This window comes from Proteus sp. TSJ240517 (assembly GCF_047921575.1).
In the GTDB taxonomy this organism is placed as follows: domain Bacteria; phylum Pseudomonadota; class Gammaproteobacteria; order Enterobacterales; family Enterobacteriaceae; genus Proteus.
Map to the genome: position 1 here is coordinate 217,238 of NZ_JBLRMH010000004.1, position 13,965 is coordinate 231,202.

Sequence of the window (13,965 nt, forward strand, 5' to 3'; positions counted from 1 at the left end):
ATGCTGGCTATTGGCTTATGGGGGACTTATGCCTGAACTTATGCTCACGTTGCCATTTCCACCTAGCGTAAATACTTATTGGAGAAATACCCAAAGAGGAACCTTAGTCAGTGCAAAAGGGCGAGTCTTTAGAGCAAATGCGATTGCAGCAGTCTATGAACAATTAAAGCGTAGACCTAAGACTATTGAGAGTGATTTGTTTGTTTCAGTGAAATTATATCCACCAACTAAACAAGCCAGAGATATTGATAATTTCTTAAAGGCACCTTTTGATGCGCTTACTCATGCCGGTGTATGGGTTGATGATAAACAGATTAAAAAAATGGATGTTGAATGGATGGACGTTATTAAAGGCGGGAAGCTTGAAATAACCATTCGTCAGCATGGTAAAAGCGTGATGTACGGTCACGAGTAAAACGTGGAGAGAAATAGCATGAATGGATTAATTGTTATTGATGGTTTTCAGGTTCGCAGAGATGTAGCTGGTCGTTATTGTTTAAATGATTTACATCGAGTATCGGGTGGTGAAAAGCGCCATCAGCCATCGAATTGGAGTTCACTGGCTCAAACTAAAGAGTTAATTGATGAAATTTCGACCGCTCCTGAGATCACAGGAGCGCCTATTGTCACTGTGGCTGGTGGATATAATCAAGGTACTTATGTTTGCAAAGAATTGGTTTACGCCTATGCAATGTGGATCAGTGCATCTTTTCATTTAAAAGTGATCCGTACCTTTGATGTCCTAGTGACACAACAGCACCAAGAGAAACTCAGTGATAAGGTTCAGGCGGGTGTAATACTGCTTGAGTCAATGTCTAAAAGTTTAAATTTCTCGAATTCATCAAAGTTAGGGGCTTATCAAAAGTTACAAGCAATGGCAGGCTTACCCGAATTAGCCCCTGTTTATGCGATTGATGCACCAAGTGGATCTATGGATGGTTCCAGTCGTCCAACAGTTGCATTATCAACATTGATCAACAAACACAACTTACCTATTTCAGCACAGCAAGCCTATAAGCGATTAGCCGAACTAGGCATTGTTGAGCGTTTATCACGTCCAAGCACGAAAACAGCTAACAAAATGAAAGAGTTTTGGTCTGTTACTGCTAGAGGGTGTCAGTTTGGTAAGAATATGACTAGCCCTAATAATCCTCGTGAAACCCAACCGCATTTCTTTGAGAGTAAAACGGATGAGTTGATCCGCATGGTGATGTTGAATAAACAGGTGAGTGCATGAAATTATTATTAACGCCTTATATTCAACCAGAACTTGGTGTTGTGTTACTTAAACCGGGTGCTGAATTACTCGAGCAATTTAAGAAGCACCATCGTGTGATCATCAGTGATGTACCAAAAAGTTTAGATGTGTTGCCCTCAGGCGCATTAACGGGTGATGAACAGCCGATTTTAAACAATAAGCACATTGTCCAATTTCTCAATAGCAAAAAAGTGATCCACACAATAGATAAAGTGGCACCAATGGATACGTGGGTTATCCGTAATATCAAGTGCTGCCAGATTGATAATGATGAAGATAATTACCATCACCATGAGTTAGTGACGACTTTTCACGAGGTTGGGGTGATCCGCACTTGTTGGCATCATGATAACCATATTAGAAATTCATCTGCTGGGTGGGTTGCTGAATTAGCTCATAAAAATCGTATCAATTGGATGTTAGACACTATTCGTTTTCGATTGAGATTAGATAGTGGCCACCAGCTAACTATTCCTGATTTTTTCTCATTTGCAGTAATGCATAGCTTGGTTGATGAATTGCCAGAAGCAATATTGCGCCAGATTTTAAATTGGTCAGATAAACAAGAAGAACGCAGAGTTCACGGCGGTTTTCCTGAATCTGACATTATTCCAAGTAACGTAACGGCACTATCCGCAATGAATGCGCGTTTAGATGCGATAAAGCCGATTATTAAAGTTGCTGTTGATCCTGAGCCACCAGCGTCATTTCTTCTTAAACCTAAAATGCAACGTTGGGAAAATACCCAATGGTTGCAATGGGTAAAGACTCAACCGTGTTGCGTGTGTGGGCAACAGGCTGATGATCCGCACCATATTATCGGTCATGGCATGGGCGGTATGGGTACTAAGGCTCACGACTTATTCACTATTCCATTATGTCGCATTCACCATGACGAGCTACACCGTGACCCAAAACAATGGGAAGCCACTCACGGCAATCAACTCGAATTGTTATTTCATTTTTTAAACCGTTCATTAGGTATCGGTGCATTTATTTAACGTGTGTACGGCACGAGTGGAGGAAATATGCCAATTTATGCGCATGATTTGGAGTATTTAAGTGATATGGCATCGATAGCTACATCAAACTTAAGAGCTTCAACAAAAGGTCAGTTAGAAGCATTTGAAGATTTTGGGTTAACAGACACGAGAGCAACACCGAGAGTTAGAATGCGAGATTTAAAATTAAATGGTCGTTTTGTTTGTCGTGATACTGATCCAATCTATGTATTAGAAACTCGCTGTCGTCGAACACCAAAACCGATGATAGAGCCTGTGGATTTTTTATTATGCTCATGGCGTAGGGCTATCAATGCATTAAGTGAAGAACAACACTCATGGATAATGTATTGTTATGGGTATAGTTTGAAATTTGAGCATCAAGTTAATATCAGTGTTCATGTGTGGTCTAAATTTGAAAAACAGCATAAAGGTAAAAAGATAACTAAAAAGGTTAAAGAACGACTAAGATCATTAGTCTGGTTATCGGTTCAGACTTGCACTGGGCGTAATTATTCACAAACAGATCTGGCTCGCTTAGTGGGTGTTAAGCGTAATAATTGGAAAATGAATTATGATATATATTGGAATAGCCTTTTAGATATTTGTTGTGAGTTAGATAAGTCGGCATTACTTTCCATGAGACGAGTTAGAATAGAGCTGATTAATAAAAATAGTCACGACAACTTGCAAAAATGAACAAAATAGGTGATATTTAAGCCTAATTTGGTATGTTGCCAAAATTGTTTATAACCTCGCTATTGCGGGGTTTTTTGTTAATAAGACTTGCTGTTCTCTTTGGTCAGAGTTACATGTGTAGTTATGCACAATAACTAACCAAAGGTATAAAATATCATGTTAAAACAGAGTGATATGACAACACAGGCAAGTTGTGTACTTGAAACAATCTCAAAAAGTGATTGGCAAACAGTACAAGCAATTTCAAATCAAACTGGGTTAAGTAATGAAAATTGTGAGTTTTTATTAACTCAGTTTGAAATAGCAGGGTTTGTCGCAAAGCAAGGAAATAGCTATATGCGTACAGCCTAAAAATATAAAGAATTTATAAAGCTGGTGGCTTAACAGTCATCGGCTTTTTTATTGCGTAGAAAAGGACTTCTGATGCAACTATTTAACGACGACGCACTCTCTGTATTGAAAACACTACCCGAAAATAGCATTGATTTAATTGCGACTGATCCACCGTATTTCAGAGTGAAATCGTGTGCATGGGATAATCAGTGGGATAGTGTTGAGGCATATTTGTTTTGGCTTGATGAGGTATTAGCTGAATTTTGGCGAGTATTAAAACCCAATGGCAGTTTGTATTTATTCTGTGGATCTAAACTTGCGTCAGATACTGAATTGCTCGTTCGTGGGCGATTTAATGTATTAAGCCATATTATTTGGGCTAAACCATCAGGTCCATGGAGACGACAAAATAAAGAAAGTCTCCGTGCCTTTTTTCCTTCAACAGAACGAATACTTTTCGCTGAACATTATCAGAGACCGGTTACAGCCAAAGGTTCTGAATTCTCTTTAAAATGCAAAGAGCTAAAGCAGAGCGTATTTAATCCTCTGATTGATTATTTTAGACATGCTCGTTTAGCACTGCAGGTGAGTGCAAAAGAAATAGACCAAGCAACAGGTAAGCAAATGTGCAGTCATTGGTTCAGTAATAGTCAGTGGCAATTACCTAGCGAGGAAGACTATAAAAAGTTACAAACACTGTTTACACATATTGCTGATAAACAAGAAAAACTATCACCGTTATCTCGTCACTTTAGTGAGTTAGAACGAGAACAACTCACTTTACAAAAAGACTACCAAGAGTTAATAAAAGAATATGGTTTATTAAGACGACCATTCTTTGTGACTGCAGATGTACCTTATACAGATGTGTGGACTTATCCCCCTATTCAATATTACCCCGGCAAACATCCTTGCGAGAAACCATCAGACATGATGGAACATATTATTCGTTCTAGCAGTCGTGAGGGAGATCTGGTTGCTGATTTCTTTATGGGATCAGGCGCAACTCTGAAAGCAGCATTAAAACTTAATCGAAAGGTTTTAGGTGTTGAGCTTGAGAAAGAGCGCTTTGAACAAACAGAGAAAGAAATAAAAACGAACTTGTAAGAGTTACTTACAAGCTCAACTATCCGGTAATTCCGGATGGTTCACATTGTTTCGTTTAGAGGCTGATATGACGATTAATAATTTAAAAGCAATCAATGATCGGTATATAGCCGAAGAACGGAGAAAGGCAGTTATTGAAAGAGCAAAAATAAAAGCGAATGTTTATGAATCAGCTAAAAGATTATTTCAGCTTGCAGAAGATAATGATTATGTAAAACGTAGTGATGGTTATATTGATGTAATTCTAACAGGTTGCAATATTAATGTTTTTCTCAACCTAACTAATCATAGCGGGTTGTTTAAAAATTGTGGTAATAAAATATACCAGCACATGTTCTGCAATAAACTCCTTATGCATGAAAAACTAAATCATATGGGCGGAGTTAATTTCGCCAGAATTATCCTTTCCTAAATATGCCGACCACAGTATCAATCACACACTAATCACTTCACACAAGAGCTGTGTGTCTGCATCCCTTTAACTAAACTCGGACACTCCGTAGGGGGTGTATATGCGCATGGAAAAATTGACCAATGCTACCTACGGAACAGCTGGCTTAACTGCCTTTTTTGCAAGCCTCTCACTTTATGAATGGGGATTTGTAATAGGGATGGGATTCAGCATGCTCCTTGGATTAGCAACTTACTTTATGACACAGCGAGAACAACGGAAACGAACAGCGTTATTTGCTGAATTAGTTCATCGAAATTGTTCTAGCGATCCGCAAGACATAGAAAAGATAGTTGGCGAGATGCTGACTAAAGCTAAAAAGGACATTTAATGAATCTAAAACAGAAGGTAGCTGCAGTTGCGAGTGCTGGTGCGGTAAGTATTGCGATAACCGTGATTGGTTACTTTGAAGGTGTGCGTTATGAACCTTATCGTGATGTGGCAGGTGTTTTGACAGTTTGTTATGGGCATACAGGCAAAGACATTATTCAAGGTAAGACATACACACAACAAGAATGTGACGAGTTACTTCAGAAAGATTTTATCAGAACGCAACAACAAGTTGATATCCTGGTTAAAGTACCGCTGGAAGATAAAACAAAAGCTTCTCTATATTCCTTTGCTTTTAATGTGGGTTCCACAGCCTTTGCGCGTTCTACGTTGCTAAAGAAATTAAATGCTGGCGATCAGTATGGCGCTTGTGAAGAAATGAAACGCTGGGTTTATGCGGGTGGAAAGGTTTGGCGAGGGCTAGTCAGTCGTAGAGATGCGGAGTCAGCACTATGTCATGGAAACCTTTAATTATCATTATCAGCTTTATCCTCGTATTACTCATCACGGTAGCTGGTGGTATTTATCTCTCAATTGATAATTCATGTGTTAACGATAAAGCCAGTTTAGAAAAGCGCTGTCAGGTAGCTCTCTCACATCATCGGTACTAATTATGAAGCACTGGAAACTTTACATAGTCATTGTGATGGTGGGTATTGTTGCTGGTGGTTGCGTTCTGATTAATACACAAGCTGAAAAAATTAACACGCTGGCAGAAAACAATAAAAAGCTTACTGCAACACTTGAAGAGCAGAAGGCTATCAATACTGACTATCAAGTGCGCATAGCGCGACTAAATCAACTTGATACAAGGCACACACAGGAGCTTGTTAATGCAAAGAATGAAATTAGTCGCTTGCGTGATATTAGTGAGCGTAATCCTGAGCGGGTGTACATCAAAGCCAACTGTCCAAAGAGCACCAGCAATCCCACCACCAGCATGGATGATGCAACCACCGCCCGACCTACTGACACCGCTATCAGAAATTATTGGTTACTCCGAGAGCGAATTGCACAGTCAGAGCAAGTAACATTGGGATTGCAGGATTACATTAGAACGGAGTGTTTAAAATGAGTAAAGCAACACAGCCAAAAAATAGCGGTGAGCTGTGGGATTGGTTTGGATTGTCTTATGCATCATTCCTAGTTATACCAAGAGTTCTCATGCATGAAATGCCCACTGAATGGCAAGATAAAATGGCAGCTTTATTGTATGAATACGATGAGACTTTTGATACATCATCAGTAGTCAGCTCAGTTTCAGTGTCTGGGCGTAACGGCGATGGTAGGCTGACAAAGTTACCTGATTACATCCTCAACTATCGTCACCCTGACCGTGAAGAGATTGATAAGCTCAAGCGTTAACAGATAAGAAAGCAATACGGGAAATTGAACAACAACGAGCCTCTAAGTAATTAGGGGTTTTTTTTATACCAACAGAAACAGGAAGAAAATATGTTTACTTTAAAAACTATTGTTAACGGTGATGTAAGCCTCAGAAGCGAAAGTAGTCTATCAATAATTAAGCTGGGTAGCTCTCGATTCATTGAGTTACTTGATAAGTTTAAAAATTGGTCAAACCCTGATTACGCTATTGAGACTCCAGCGGTTTACGAAGATGCTGAGTGTACAAAAGCGATACAGGAAGAAGAGCTAATTGTTAGCGAAAAGAGCATTAATCACGTTGATGTGCAGAAAGACTGCATTGCAATCATCGTTACAGAATGTGAGTCAATCACTCACCCGAATATGAAAGAATTTAACGGGCAGATGTTTGAATTCATTTACAAGGGTGAATCAGCTTATATAACTGACGCAAACGGACATACCGTAGAAGTAGTTCGATAGAAAACAATCGCCTTGCTCAATAGCGGGGCTTTTTAATGGAGAAATATTATGGCAGCACAAGGCTTCGATAACCCAACTCAATTCCGTGAAGAACTGGATAAAAGCATTCCGAAAGAATAAAAAAAAGCCCAGCATGGGGGCTGGGCAATACTAACAAGATATCAATCAAAGTATAGTTATAATTACTTAGTATAGCTTAAGTAAGTATATATACCAGATTGATAATTCTGATTAACCTATTTTTTACCTAAATAAAAAACGCAAGATAAAAATAACCCTGTGAACATGGAGCAACACAGGGTGGCTAAATTTAAGTAAAAAATAAATACCCATTAATCATACTGCTATTCTTATTTCGTGCCAACAGAAGAAGGTGTAGCGTTGTCGCTGTCTCCTATGTTAGCCATGACCTGAGTTACCTCACAGCGAGCGCATAGTGAGAATCAAAAACAATGAATCCACTCAATTCTAGTACGAGTAGCAACGTCAGCTATGAGAGAAGAAATGGCGTGACTATGGAGAGACATAATTAATTTTACAAACGTCATTCATTGAGTGGCGTTGATAGAGTTTATTTAGATAGCCATCAGTTAACCGCTGGTGGCTTTTTTATTGGAGATAGATATGTCAGATAACACTATTCAATTAAAAGTCTCAGTAGATACAACGTCTGATGCTATTAATCGAACATGGTGTAGTCAGAAGTAAAGGTGAGAAATCCCACCTTTAAAATCAATGAGGATTATTCTCCTCTTTAGGTTATAGGAGATAACATGCCACCTCGCATACCAAGAGCGTGTCGTAAACAGGGATGCGCCAAGACAACAATAGAACGTAACGGTTACTGTGAAGACCATCAGAACTTAGGATGGGAAACCCACCAGCGTGGTAAGTCTCGTCATCAACGTGGTTATGGTACCCAATGGGATAAGTTACGAGCACGTATACTCAAGCGTGATAAGTATCTGTGTCAAGAGTGCTTAAGAGCAGGACGAGCCACTGAAGCAAAAACGGTGGACCACATCATTGCTAAAGCACATGGGGGTACCGATGCAGAAGACAACCTACAGTCGTTATGTATTCCATGTCATAGAACTAAGACAGCAAAGGAAGGGAAATAATTCCGTAGCTTAAAGCAACCCTATTATTCATAGGGGAGGGGAGGGTCAAATCTCTACCACTTTCGCCTTATAGGACCGCCCCCTTACCTCTTTTCACATCACCGCAGGTTAGAAAACTTTTTTTGGGGAACCCCAAGCGATTATTGATAGGAGATTTCTATTATGGCTGGACCGCCTAAAACCCCGTCACATCTGCAATTGGTGAGGGGGAACCCATCAAAACGACCGATTAATAAAAAAGAGCCAAAGCCCCCTTCAGGGGTACCCCCAACTCCGAAGTATTTTGATAAGCGGGGAAAGTATTGGTTTAAGCGGATGGGCGAAGAATTAAACGCATTGGGCGTGATGAGCACACTCGATGCTAAAGCATTAGAAATGTTAGTCGAAGCCTATGTTGAGTATCGACAACATTGCGAGACACTCGATGAAGAAGGTTATACCTACGATGTCATATCATCGATGGGCGATAAATTAAAAAAAGCTCACCCAGCCGCAGCAATGAAGGCCGATGCATGGAAACGTATTCGCGCCATGTTAAGTGAATTTGGTATGACTCCCGCTTCTCGAGCAAAAGTCACTATGAACACTCCTGCCGAAGAAGATCCTTTTGAGGCATTTTTGAAAAAGCGCAAATGATGAATGGCAATCGTAGCAGATGGAATTCAGTACGCCGAACAGGTGGTTGCTGGAGAAATTGTTGCGTGCGAACTGGTACGTTTAGCGTGCCAACGGTTTTTGAATGATTTAGAGCATGGGCCTGAGCGTGGCATCTATTTCATTGAAGATCGCGCACAGCACATACTCGATTTTTATAGGTTTATTCCTCATGTCAAAGGAGCATTAGCCGGTAAACCCATTGATTTAATGCCTTGGCATGTATTTATCTTAATTAATATTTTTGGCTTTGTTATTCCGTTAATTGATGAACAAACGGGTAAAGAAGTTATGGATGAAGACGGTGATGTTGTCTTTGTCCGTCGTTTCCGCACAGCTTATAACGAAGTTGCACGTAAAAATGCAAAATCCACATTGTCATCAGGTATTGGGCTTTATATGACCGGTGCTGATGGTGAGGGCGGTGCCGAAGTTTATTCAGCAGCTACAACGCGTGATCAGGCTCGTATCGTATTTGAAGATGCGAAGAACATGCTGAAGAAGTCCAAAGCGACATTGGGACGTTTATTTGAGTTTAATAAACTCGCTATCTATCAAGAAAGAACCGCCTCTAAGTTTGAACCGCTTTCCAGTGATGCCAATAACCTTGATGGTTTAAATATTCATTGTGGCATTGTTGATGAATTACATGCACACAAAACTCGTGATGTATGGGATGTATTAGAAACCGCTACCGGTGCGCGTCTGCAGTCTCTTCTTTTTGGGATCACCACAGCCGGTTTTAATAAGGAGGGGATTTGTTACGAACTGCGAGATTACGGTATTAAAGTGCTTCGTGGCCAAGTGGATGATGACTCGTTTTTCGCCATTATTTATACCTTAGATAAAGACGATGATCCCTTTAATGAAACCGTATGGCAAAAAGCGAATCCGGGTCTCGGTGTTTGTAAGCGCTGGGATGATTTACGCCGTTTAGCCAAGAAAGCCAAAGAGCAGGTTTCTGCACGGATTAACTTCTTCACTAAACACATGAATATTTGGGTCACGGCTGAATCTTCATGGATGGATATGATGAAGTGGGATAATGCGCCTGAACTCGCATCACAACAGGAATTACAAACTTATCCGTTATGGGTTGGTGTTGACCTTGCTAATAAAATTGATATTTGTGCGGCCGCTAAAGTATGGAAACAGCCCGATAACGGTCATGTTCATGCTGATTTTAAGTTTTGGTTACCTGAAGACCGACTTGAGCGTTGTTCTAAACAAATGGCAGAACTCTATCGTAAATGGGCTGATATGGGGCATCTCACATTAACCGATGGTGAAGTTGTCGATCATGCTCAAATTAAAGAAGAAATCATCGAATGGGTGACGGGCGAGAACTTAAACGAACTGGGTTTTGACCCGTGGAGTGCGACACAATTTAGTTTATCACTGGCTGAAGAAGGGCTACCCCTTGTAGAAGTCGCACAAACGGTGCGTAACTTTTCTGAGTCCATGAAAGAGATTGAAGCACTGGTTTATGCGGGTAAGTTTCATCATGGCCAACACCCTGTTATGAACTGGATGATGTCGAACGTCACGGTTAAACCAGATAAAAACGACAATATTTTCCCTAATAAATCAACCCCTGAAGCCAAAATAGACGGCCCTGTTGCACTATTTACAGGCATGAGTCGATTATTGGTGAATGGAGGCAGTGATAAACCCGATATCTCAGGATTTATAAATAACCCAATCATAGTAGGTATCTAATGCAACACAATAAAAAACCAGGGCGCATTAAAAGTACGCTTCTTAGTTGGTTGGGCGTACCCATTTCGCTGACCAGTGGAGAGTTTTGGCAAGAATGGAGTGGCACAAGCAGTAGTGGAAAAGTCGTAACAGCAGATAAAGCAATGCAACTTTCTGCGGTTTGGGCATGTGTAAGATTGCTTAGTGAATCAATATCAACATTACCGATCAAGATTTATAAAAGTGAAAGTGATGGCTCAAGAAGCTTAGCGAAAGAGCACCCTATTTATAGATTGCTCTGCAAGCAACCTAACTTTGAAATGACGCCTTCCCGCTTTATGTTAATGGTTGTTGCTAGCCTTTGTTTGCGTGGTAATAGTTTTATTGAGAAAAAGTATATTGGCTCAAAGTTGGTTGCTTTAGAGCCTTTATTGCCACAAAACATGACGGTTAAACGCAGTGAGCAAACGGGTATGCTCGAATATAAATACACCGATCCGTTAGGGCAAAAAATACGAACTATCCCTATTAATAACATTATGCACATTCGTGGGTTTGGCATGGATGGCATTTGCGGAATGATCCCCGTAAAAATAGGGCGTGATGTTATTGGTGCTGCATTATCTGTTGAAGAATCAGCCGCTAAGATATTTGAAAATGGATTGCAAAGTTCGGGTTTTTTATCTGCTGAACAACCGCTTAATGAAGAACAAAGAGAACGAATTAGAAGTTATTTATTAAGCTTTGTGGGTTCAAAAAATGCGGGAAAAATGATGGTGCTTGAAGGGGGGATGAAATACAACAATGTCACCATGAATCCTGAAGCGGCTCAAATGCTAGAAAGTAGAACATTCAGTATTGAAGAGATTTGTCGATGGTTTCGTGTTCCACCCTTTATGGTGGGTCATATGGATAAACAAAGTAGTTGGGCATCGAGCGTCGAAGGTATGAATATGCAGTTTCTTACTAATACGCTAAGACCTCTTTTAGTTAATATAGAACAAGAAATTAGCCGATGCTTATTGAATGGCGGCGATGATTATTATGCTGAATTCTCTGTTGAAGGTTTATTACGGGCTGACAGTGCAGGTCGTTCTGCTTACTACACAACGGCATTACAAAATGGCTGGATGAGTCGAAATGATGTGAGACGACTAGAGAATTTACCGCCGATTGAGGGTGGTGATATTTACACTGTTCAGCTTAATTTAACGCCTCTTGATCAGCTTGGACAAGAAGTCTCTAGTAATGAAGCTGAAAAACTTAAAGCGCAGATCACCAACTGGTTATTTCCTGAAAGCAATCCTGTAGCCCCACATTCTCAAGCCAATCAACCTCACTCTGAGGAGTAAATTTATGAAAAAAAGTCATTTGCCAGTTGCGCTGGAGGATCGCCCCTGCGCATCGATTAGCTACGAGCTGAAATCCAAAGCACTGGATAAATGGAATAGCAGTATTCGTGCATCAAGTACAGATAACACCATCTCAATATTAGATGTGATTGGTGAAGATTATTGGGGGGAGGGGGTTACCGCAAAACGTATTTCTGCCGCACTTCACGCCATTGGAAATAATGATGTGGTTGTCAATATCAATAGCCCGGGTGGCGATATGTTTGAAGGGTTAGCCATTTATAACTTACTTCGTTCTCACAGTGGAAAAGTGACCGTCAATATTTTAGGTATTGCCGCTTCCGCTGCGTCCATTATTGCGATGGCAGGGGATGAAATAAAAATGGGCCGAGGTGCCTTTTTGATGATCCATAACTGTTGGGCTGTCGGTGTGGGTAATCGGCATGACTTTGCAAAATTAGCTAATGATCTCGCCCCTTTTGATACATCTATGGCAGATATCTATGTGGCACGTAGTGGGCAATCAAATGAAGTCGTGAGTCAGATGATGGACGACGAGACCTATATTGGCGCGAGTGAGGCGATAGAGAAAGGCTTTGCTGATAATTTGCTTACTGCAGATATCGTTGATGATGGTGATGAAAGCCCACAAGCCGCCATTCGTAAATTAGATGCGTTACTTGCTAAGGCGCACACTTCTCGCTCTGAGCGTAGAAAACTTATTAGTGCTTTAACACGAAGTATGCCGAGCGCTACTTCCAATCCTCACGGTACGCCAAGCGCTACCTCTGAAATTAATCCTGAAACTCTTTCTGAATTGGAAAAGGCGGTAAATGCCTTCGCCACAGCTAACTAATTGGAGACATTATGTCTGATACAAATGAATTATTAAAAAATCTATCGGCAAAAATTGAAGAAGCCAACGGTAAATTTAATGCTAAAGCCGAAGAGGCCTTAAAAGAAGCCCAAAAAGTCGGTAGTTTAAGCAATGAAACTAAAGCCGCAGTAGATAAGATGGCAACAGAACTGAATGCATTGCGTGAATCTGAAAAAACACTCAAAGCTTCATTAGGTGAATTAGAGCAACATGTAGCACAAATGCCATTGAATAATGCGGTTCAAGCAGCCAAAACAATTGGCCAGCAAGTCATTTCTGCAGATGTACTGAAAGAAATTAATTCTAGCATTCAATCAAGTAAGCGCATTTCTATTCCAGTGCAAGCCGCATTAACTTCAACCGGTGTGGCTGAAGGTGTTGTTGAGCCTCAACGTTTACCTGGTATTGATGTTGCGCCAAAACAGCGTTTATTTATCCGTGATCTGATTGCGCCGGGCAAAACAACTTCACCAGCTATTTTCTGGGTTCAGCAGACGGGCTTTACAAATAAAGCTTCTGTGGTACCAGAAAATACCGCTAAGCCTTACAGTGATATTGAATTTGCAACCAAAATCACACCAGTAACCACCATTGCTCATATGTTCAAAGCCTCTAAACAAATCCTAGATGACTTTGCACAACTGCAGTCTTTAGTTGATGCTGAAATGCGTTATGGCTTGAAGTTCGTTGAAGAGCAAGAAATCTTGTTTGGTGACGGATCCGGTGCTCATTTACATGGCATTATTCCTCAAGCTTCTAAATACAAACCTGAATTTAGTGTAGAAAAGCAAAGTGGCATTGATGATTTACGCCTTGCGATGCTGCAAGCGCAATTAGCTCGACTGCCTGCCACGGGGCATGTTTTGCATTTTATCGATTGGGCAAAAATTGAATTAACCAAAGACTCATTAGGGCGTTACATTCTTGCCAACCCATCTGCATTAATTGGCCCAACATTATGGGGACTACCTGTTGTTGCTACTGAATCAACGGCCTTTAAAGGTAAATTCTTAACAGGGGCATTTAACGCGGGTGCGCAGTTATTCGATCGTGAAGAAACCAATGTGGTGATTTCTACTGAAAATACCGACGATTTTGAGAAAAATATGATCTCAATTCGTTGCGAAGAGCGTTTAGCGTTAGCAGTAAAACGCCCAGAAGCCTTTGTTTACGGTGACTTCACCGTACCAGCTTCAGGGGAATAACCAATAGGGCGAATGAGGCGGTCTTTATGAC

19 protein-coding genes are annotated in these 13,965 nt (G+C 40.6%); all 19 read left to right on the forward strand.

All coding sequences use genetic code 11. The features are described 5' to 3' along the window. The first annotated feature begins 28 nt into the window (after window positions 1-28). The 19 genes from ACNARN_RS08955 to ACNARN_RS09045 all read left to right on the forward strand — a co-directional run bounded on the left by ACNARN_RS08955 (window position 29) and on the right by ACNARN_RS09045 (window position 13,934). Window positions 29-415, forward strand: a complete 387-nt coding sequence (locus tag ACNARN_RS08955) for a RusA family crossover junction endodeoxyribonuclease (RefSeq protein WP_416304363.1) — start codon at window positions 29-31, stop codon at window positions 413-415. Between the two features lie 18 nt (window positions 416-433). After that, window positions 434-1,237, forward strand: coding sequence for a KilA-N domain-containing protein (locus ACNARN_RS08960; protein ID WP_416304364.1), 804 nt, complete (start codon window positions 434-436; stop codon window positions 1,235-1,237). Further along, the gene (locus tag ACNARN_RS08965) at window positions 1,234-2,259 is read left to right on the forward strand and encodes a DUF968 domain-containing protein (RefSeq protein ID WP_416304365.1); all 1,026 of its coding nucleotides are present in this window, start codon (window positions 1,234-1,236) and stop codon (window positions 2,257-2,259) included. The genes ACNARN_RS08960 and ACNARN_RS08965 overlap by 4 nt, the downstream gene beginning before the upstream one ends. 27 nt (window positions 2,260-2,286) lie before the next feature. Continuing rightward, a complete protein-coding gene (locus ACNARN_RS08970; protein WP_416304366.1) occupies window positions 2,287-2,958 on the forward strand; it encodes a bacteriophage antitermination protein Q in 672 nt (223 codons plus the stop codon). A 156-nt stretch (window positions 2,959-3,114) separates the two neighbouring features. After that, window positions 3,115-3,309: a hypothetical protein gene (locus ACNARN_RS08975; RefSeq protein WP_185901986.1), complete on the forward strand. Its 195-nt coding sequence runs from the start codon at window positions 3,115-3,117 to the stop codon at window positions 3,307-3,309. A gap of 72 nt (window positions 3,310-3,381) precedes the next feature. Then, window positions 3,382-4,398, forward strand: coding sequence for a DNA-methyltransferase (locus tag ACNARN_RS08980; RefSeq protein ID WP_416304367.1), 1,017 nt, complete (start codon window positions 3,382-3,384; stop codon window positions 4,396-4,398). Window positions 4,399-4,465: 67 nt separating this feature from the next. Next, complete coding sequence (locus ACNARN_RS08985) at window positions 4,466-4,810, forward strand: hypothetical protein (protein WP_416304368.1); 345 nt, start codon at window positions 4,466-4,468, stop codon at window positions 4,808-4,810. A 100-nt stretch (window positions 4,811-4,910) separates the two neighbouring features. Beyond that, entirely contained in the window at window positions 4,911-5,180 is a 270-nt protein-coding gene (locus ACNARN_RS08990) for a bacteriophage protein (protein ID WP_036904926.1), read from the forward strand. Beyond that, window positions 5,180-5,650, forward strand: coding sequence for a lysozyme (locus tag ACNARN_RS08995; RefSeq protein ID WP_416304369.1), 471 nt, complete (start codon window positions 5,180-5,182; stop codon window positions 5,648-5,650). The genes ACNARN_RS08990 and ACNARN_RS08995 overlap by 1 nt, the downstream gene beginning before the upstream one ends. Further along, window positions 5,632-5,790, forward strand: coding sequence for a hypothetical protein (locus ACNARN_RS09000; protein WP_416304370.1), 159 nt, complete (start codon window positions 5,632-5,634; stop codon window positions 5,788-5,790). Before ACNARN_RS08995 ends, ACNARN_RS09000 begins: the two co-directional genes overlap by 19 nt. Before the next feature lie 2 nt (window positions 5,791-5,792). After that, a complete protein-coding gene (locus ACNARN_RS09005) occupies window positions 5,793-6,254 on the forward strand; it encodes a lysis protein (protein ID WP_416304371.1) in 462 nt (153 codons plus the stop codon). Between the two features lie 89 nt (window positions 6,255-6,343). Further along, window positions 6,344-6,544: a hypothetical protein gene (locus tag ACNARN_RS09010; RefSeq protein ID WP_416304372.1), complete on the forward strand. Its 201-nt coding sequence runs from the start codon at window positions 6,344-6,346 to the stop codon at window positions 6,542-6,544. A 90-nt stretch (window positions 6,545-6,634) separates the two neighbouring features. Then, entirely contained in the window at window positions 6,635-7,027 is a 393-nt protein-coding gene (locus tag ACNARN_RS09015; RefSeq protein ID WP_416304373.1) for a hypothetical protein, read from the forward strand. A gap of 773 nt (window positions 7,028-7,800) precedes the next feature. Beyond that, window positions 7,801-8,148 (forward strand): HNH endonuclease, encoded by a 348-nt coding sequence (locus ACNARN_RS09020; protein WP_416304374.1) that lies wholly within the window; start codon window positions 7,801-7,803, stop codon window positions 8,146-8,148. Between the two features lie 162 nt (window positions 8,149-8,310). After that, entirely contained in the window at window positions 8,311-8,784 is a 474-nt protein-coding gene (locus ACNARN_RS09025; RefSeq protein WP_164526124.1) for a phage terminase small subunit P27 family, read from the forward strand. 3 nt (window positions 8,785-8,787) lie between these two features. Further along, window positions 8,788-10,521, forward strand: a complete 1,734-nt coding sequence (locus tag ACNARN_RS09030) for a terminase large subunit (RefSeq protein ID WP_416304375.1) — start codon at window positions 8,788-8,790, stop codon at window positions 10,519-10,521. Continuing rightward, entirely contained in the window at window positions 10,521-11,852 is a 1,332-nt protein-coding gene (locus ACNARN_RS09035; protein WP_416304376.1) for a phage portal protein, read from the forward strand. Before ACNARN_RS09030 ends, ACNARN_RS09035 begins: the two co-directional genes overlap by 1 nt. A gap of 4 nt (window positions 11,853-11,856) precedes the next feature. Continuing rightward, window positions 11,857-12,708: a head maturation protease, ClpP-related gene (locus ACNARN_RS09040; RefSeq protein ID WP_161770174.1), complete on the forward strand. Its 852-nt coding sequence runs from the start codon at window positions 11,857-11,859 to the stop codon at window positions 12,706-12,708. 11 nt (window positions 12,709-12,719) lie between these two features. Beyond that, entirely contained in the window at window positions 12,720-13,934 is a 1,215-nt protein-coding gene (locus ACNARN_RS09045; protein ID WP_416304377.1) for a phage major capsid protein, read from the forward strand. The last annotated feature ends 31 nt before the right edge of the window (window positions 13,935-13,965 follow it).

What these genes read in the sequence shown, in the direction of transcription:
- ACNARN_RS08955 (WP_416304363.1), top strand. Translation starts at nt 29, where the DNA reads ATGCCTGAACTTATGCTCACGTTGCCATTTCCACCTAGCGTAAATACT.
- ACNARN_RS08960 (WP_416304364.1), top strand. Translation starts at nt 434, where the DNA reads ATGAATGGATTAATTGTTATTGATGGTTTTCAGGTTCGCAGAGATGTA.
- ACNARN_RS08965 (WP_416304365.1), top strand. Translation starts at nt 1,234, where the DNA reads ATGAAATTATTATTAACGCCTTATATTCAACCAGAACTTGGTGTTGTG.
- ACNARN_RS08970 (WP_416304366.1), top strand. Translation starts at nt 2,287, where the DNA reads ATGCCAATTTATGCGCATGATTTGGAGTATTTAAGTGATATGGCATCG.
- ACNARN_RS08975 (WP_185901986.1), top strand. Translation starts at nt 3,115, where the DNA reads ATGTTAAAACAGAGTGATATGACAACACAGGCAAGTTGTGTACTTGAA.
- ACNARN_RS08980 (WP_416304367.1), top strand. Translation starts at nt 3,382, where the DNA reads ATGCAACTATTTAACGACGACGCACTCTCTGTATTGAAAACACTACCC.
- ACNARN_RS08985 (WP_416304368.1), top strand. Translation starts at nt 4,466, where the DNA reads ATGACGATTAATAATTTAAAAGCAATCAATGATCGGTATATAGCCGAA.
- ACNARN_RS08990 (WP_036904926.1), top strand. Translation starts at nt 4,911, where the DNA reads ATGCGCATGGAAAAATTGACCAATGCTACCTACGGAACAGCTGGCTTA.
- ACNARN_RS08995 (WP_416304369.1), top strand. Translation starts at nt 5,180, where the DNA reads ATGAATCTAAAACAGAAGGTAGCTGCAGTTGCGAGTGCTGGTGCGGTA.
- ACNARN_RS09000 (WP_416304370.1), top strand. Translation starts at nt 5,632, where the DNA reads ATGTCATGGAAACCTTTAATTATCATTATCAGCTTTATCCTCGTATTA.
- ACNARN_RS09005 (WP_416304371.1), top strand. Translation starts at nt 5,793, where the DNA reads ATGAAGCACTGGAAACTTTACATAGTCATTGTGATGGTGGGTATTGTT.
- ACNARN_RS09010 (WP_416304372.1), top strand. Translation starts at nt 6,344, where the DNA reads ATGCATGAAATGCCCACTGAATGGCAAGATAAAATGGCAGCTTTATTG.
- ACNARN_RS09015 (WP_416304373.1), top strand. Translation starts at nt 6,635, where the DNA reads ATGTTTACTTTAAAAACTATTGTTAACGGTGATGTAAGCCTCAGAAGC.
- ACNARN_RS09020 (WP_416304374.1), top strand. Translation starts at nt 7,801, where the DNA reads ATGCCACCTCGCATACCAAGAGCGTGTCGTAAACAGGGATGCGCCAAG.
- ACNARN_RS09025 (WP_164526124.1), top strand. Translation starts at nt 8,311, where the DNA reads ATGGCTGGACCGCCTAAAACCCCGTCACATCTGCAATTGGTGAGGGGG.
- ACNARN_RS09030 (WP_416304375.1), top strand. Translation starts at nt 8,788, where the DNA reads ATGGCAATCGTAGCAGATGGAATTCAGTACGCCGAACAGGTGGTTGCT.
- ACNARN_RS09035 (WP_416304376.1), top strand. Translation starts at nt 10,521, where the DNA reads ATGCAACACAATAAAAAACCAGGGCGCATTAAAAGTACGCTTCTTAGT.
- ACNARN_RS09040 (WP_161770174.1), top strand. Translation starts at nt 11,857, where the DNA reads ATGAAAAAAAGTCATTTGCCAGTTGCGCTGGAGGATCGCCCCTGCGCA.
- ACNARN_RS09045 (WP_416304377.1), top strand. Translation starts at nt 12,720, where the DNA reads ATGTCTGATACAAATGAATTATTAAAAAATCTATCGGCAAAAATTGAA.